Consider the following 3303-nt stretch of genomic DNA (forward strand, 5'->3'; position numbering starts at 1 on the left):
CATATTTTAATTAGATTTGCTCAAATTTAAACGTTATGAATATTATAAAAACTAAATTTTTATCTAAAAAAATATTTGGAATCGCTTTGCTGGCGGCAGTTCCTTTTTTCTCTTTTGCTCAAAAACCGAACTGGCAGAACCTCGATCTTAAAACAGATTCAACTTTTGGTATCAGTACAGAGAAAGCCTATACAGAATTATTGAAAGGTAAAAAATCCAAACCGGTAGTGGTTGGTGTACTGGATGGTGGAGTAGATTATAACCATGAAGACCTGAAAAGGATCATGTGGGTAAATAAAAAAGAGATTCCTGGAAATGGAAAAGATGATGATAAAAATGGTTATATAGATGATATTCACGGCTGGAATTTTTTGGGTTCGGCTAAGGGTTCAGTTGATCATGAAACGCTTGAACTTACCCGTATTTTAAGAAGAGATGAGCCTAAATTTGGTCATGCAGATGCCACTTCTGTAGCTGCGGCGGATTTGCCCGCATTTGAAGCTTATCAGAAAATGAAAGCAGAATTTGATCAGAAACTGGAAGAGGCCAAATCTGGCCTTGAAAATATCACAGGTTTTAAGAATGCAGTTGATGCTGTGGTGAAAAAGATGGGTAAGGACAATCCGACAGCAGCAGACTTTCAAAGTTACCAGCCACAAAATGAGTTAGAAGGACGCATAAAAAGTATTATGCTCAATCAGTTGCAAACTCAAAGCTATGAGGAATTTTATAATGCCCAACTGGTTGAAGGATTAAAATATTACCAGGGACAGGTAGATTATAACCTGAACCTGTCCTATGATCCAAGACCTGAATTTGTGGGAGACAATTATGCAGACAGCAAAGAACGCTTCTACGGTAATAACGATATTACAGGCCCGGATGCTAAACACGGAACCCATGTTGCTGGCATTATTGCTGCCGACAGGACCAATAACATTGGTATTAAGGGGGTAGCTGATAATGTTCTGATTATGGGTGTAAGGGCCGTTCCGGACGGCGACGAAAGAGATAAGGATGTAGCCAATGCCATTCGTTATGCAGTGGACAATGGAGCTAAAGTATTAAATATGAGCTTTGGAAAACCTTATTCATGGGACAAGAAAGCAGTCGATGAGGCTGTAAAATATGCCATGTCTAAAGATGTCCTGCTCATTCAGGCGGCCGGTAACGATAATAAAAACCTGGACGTTGAAAAGAGCTTTCCAGACCGCAGGTATGAAGGTGGTGGTGAAGCTGGTGCCTATATTACAGTTGGTGCTTCGGGCTGGGTAAATGATTCTACCTTAAAAGCGAGTTTCTCTAATTATGGAAAAACAACTGTGGATGTATTCGCTCCGGGAGAGCGCATTTATTCTACGGTTCCGGGCTCCAAGTATGAGAATCTGGATGGAACAAGCATGGCTTCCCCGGTGGTGGCCGGACTGGCGGCCTTGATCCGTTCTTATTACCCCAAATTATCTGCTTTACAAGTAAAAGATATTATTTTAAAATCTGTTGTAAAAGTAGATCATAATGTAAATGTAAAGATTGGCGAAGAAACCAAATCTGTTCCGTTTTCAGATCTTTGTGTTACTGGTGGTATTGTTAATACTTATAATGCATTAAAACTTGCTTCAGAAACAAAATAAGTCCAGGATAAGACATTGAATCTTACAACCCTTTCGTGAATTTTCGAAAGGGTTGTTTGTTATAACACTTTTTTTTATAAGTGTATTTTTTGTATCATTACGGTGATCTTAAATCACATATCGCATACGCTAAAGAATGACATCTACAATCGACCTATTTCAGCTGTCTCCATTGCCAATGTGGATATTTGACGTCAATACAAGGTTTTTTTTAGATGTGAATGAGGCAGCAATGCTACTCTTCGGATATAGCCGTAAAGAATTTCTGGAACTGACTGTAGAGGATCTTAAAGTCAGAGAAGGTCAGCCGAGAGATAAAACTATTGAACACCTGATCCTGAATGGGCTGGATAAAGAGACGCAATTGCTGAAAAAGAAAAACGGCGAACGTGTGTATACACATGTTGTAAGTAATCCGGTAGAATTTCAGGAAAAAAAAGGAGAGCTTGAACTCGTAACTGACTTGACTGAGCGGATTGAAAGTGAAAGAAAGATGCTGGAAAGTTCAGAGCGGTTTAATATCGTTTCCAAAGCGACGAGTGATACCATATGGGACTGGAGCTTAACTTCTGGAAGCATTATATGGAATCGTGGGATTAAGGGGATATTCGGGCATAAAAATATTATTAATCACACCACAACGATGTCCTGGAGGTACGATCATATTCATCCGGAAGACAGGGAAAGGGTGGTGCTTAAAATCCAGGAATATATTGATCAGAAAATAGAACGCTGGCAGGATGAATACCGTTTTATGTGTGGTAACGGGAGTTACAGATATGTATTCGACCGGGGCTTTGTGCTCTTTGACGAAAATGGTAGTCCCATCCGGGCCATAGGTGCCATGGAAGATATTACCAGGAGAAAAGAATATATCAAAGCGATAGAAGATCAGAATAAAAAATTTAAAGAAATTGCCTGGATACAGTCTCATATGGTTAGGGCACCGTTAGCGAGGATTATGGCGCTGGTAGATTTAATCAAAGATTATGGTCCAGATAATGATTATAATATGATGCTTCAGCATTTAGCCAGTTCGGCCAAAGAACTGGATGCAATTATAGTCAACATTGCAGATAGAACGCCCTGATTTAATTTTCTTCAGATTCATAGCCTTTCCAATTCCATTCTGACTTATTTTTTCTTTCAAAAAACACTTTGAAAGATTGCCCCGGAGGCACCGTAAAATGAAAGCTGAGTTCTTTTATGTTCTGATCCTTAGGTATAAAACCGGGCAAAAGGGTTTCAGCAATCATTTTAATTTGTTCTTCTTTAATCATATCCTGAAAATTACTCGCAAGTATAGAGTTTTTTTTCGGGGCTGGCATTAAAGTTGTAGAAATGCATAATTCATATGACACGAATCCTTATTGTTGAAGATGATCCTGATGTACTGGATGTTTTTCAGGCCGTATTAGAAGCACATCACTATAAAGTTTTTCCTTTAATGACAGGAAGGCCAATATTCAAGATTATTGAAGAGTTTAAACCGGACCTGATTCTAATGGATATCCGCCTTGATGGTATGGATGGAAGAGCAATTTTCAAAGAAATACGATCGAGAAGTTTGACCGCACATCTCCCTGTTTTACTCACTTCAGGAGGTTTTAAAGAAGATTATATCCTGCGGGAAAATTTAACCAATGCAGATTATCTCGAGAAACCCTTTGAT

4 protein-coding genes are annotated in these 3303 nt (G+C 38.9%); 3 read left to right on the top strand and 1 reads right to left on the bottom strand.

Annotation, left to right across the window (positions count from 1 at the left end; genetic code table 11):
• Positions 1-35 precede the first annotated feature (35 nt).
• A complete protein-coding gene (locus DBR11_RS12115; protein ID WP_108552937.1) occupies positions 36-1631 on the top strand; it encodes a S8 family peptidase in 1596 nt (531 codons plus the stop codon).
• Between the two features lie 136 nt (positions 1632-1767).
• Positions 1768-2721: a PAS domain-containing protein gene (locus tag DBR11_RS12120; protein ID WP_108552938.1), complete on the top strand. Its 954-nt coding sequence runs from the start codon at positions 1768-1770 to the stop codon at positions 2719-2721.
• A 1-nt stretch (position 2722) separates the two neighbouring features.
• Here the strand turns inward: DBR11_RS12120 and DBR11_RS12125 are convergent, their stop codons facing one another.
• Positions 2723-2911 (bottom strand): hypothetical protein, encoded by a 189-nt coding sequence (locus DBR11_RS12125; RefSeq protein ID WP_146186515.1) that lies wholly within the window; start codon positions 2909-2911, stop codon positions 2723-2725.
• Between the two features lie 74 nt (positions 2912-2985).
• Here DBR11_RS12125 and DBR11_RS12130 point away from each other — a divergent pair.
• On the top strand, positions 2986-3303 hold a 318-nt coding region (locus tag DBR11_RS12130; protein ID WP_108552940.1), incomplete at its 3' end, for a PleD family two-component system response regulator.

Source organism: Pedobacter sp. HMWF019 (genome assembly GCF_003061025.1).
In the GTDB taxonomy this organism is placed as follows: Bacteria; Bacteroidota; Bacteroidia; order Sphingobacteriales; family Sphingobacteriaceae; genus Pedobacter.

Bases quoted from the DNA above. Each gene is read 5' to 3' on its own strand.
- DBR11_RS12125 (WP_146186515.1), bottom strand. From the start codon at position 2,911: ATGATTAAAGAAGAACAAATTAAAATGATTGCTGAAACCCTTTTGCCC.
- DBR11_RS12120 (WP_108552938.1), top strand. From the start codon at position 1,768: ATGACATCTACAATCGACCTATTTCAGCTGTCTCCATTGCCAATGTGG.
- DBR11_RS12115 (WP_108552937.1), top strand. From the start codon at position 36: ATGAATATTATAAAAACTAAATTTTTATCTAAAAAAATATTTGGAATC.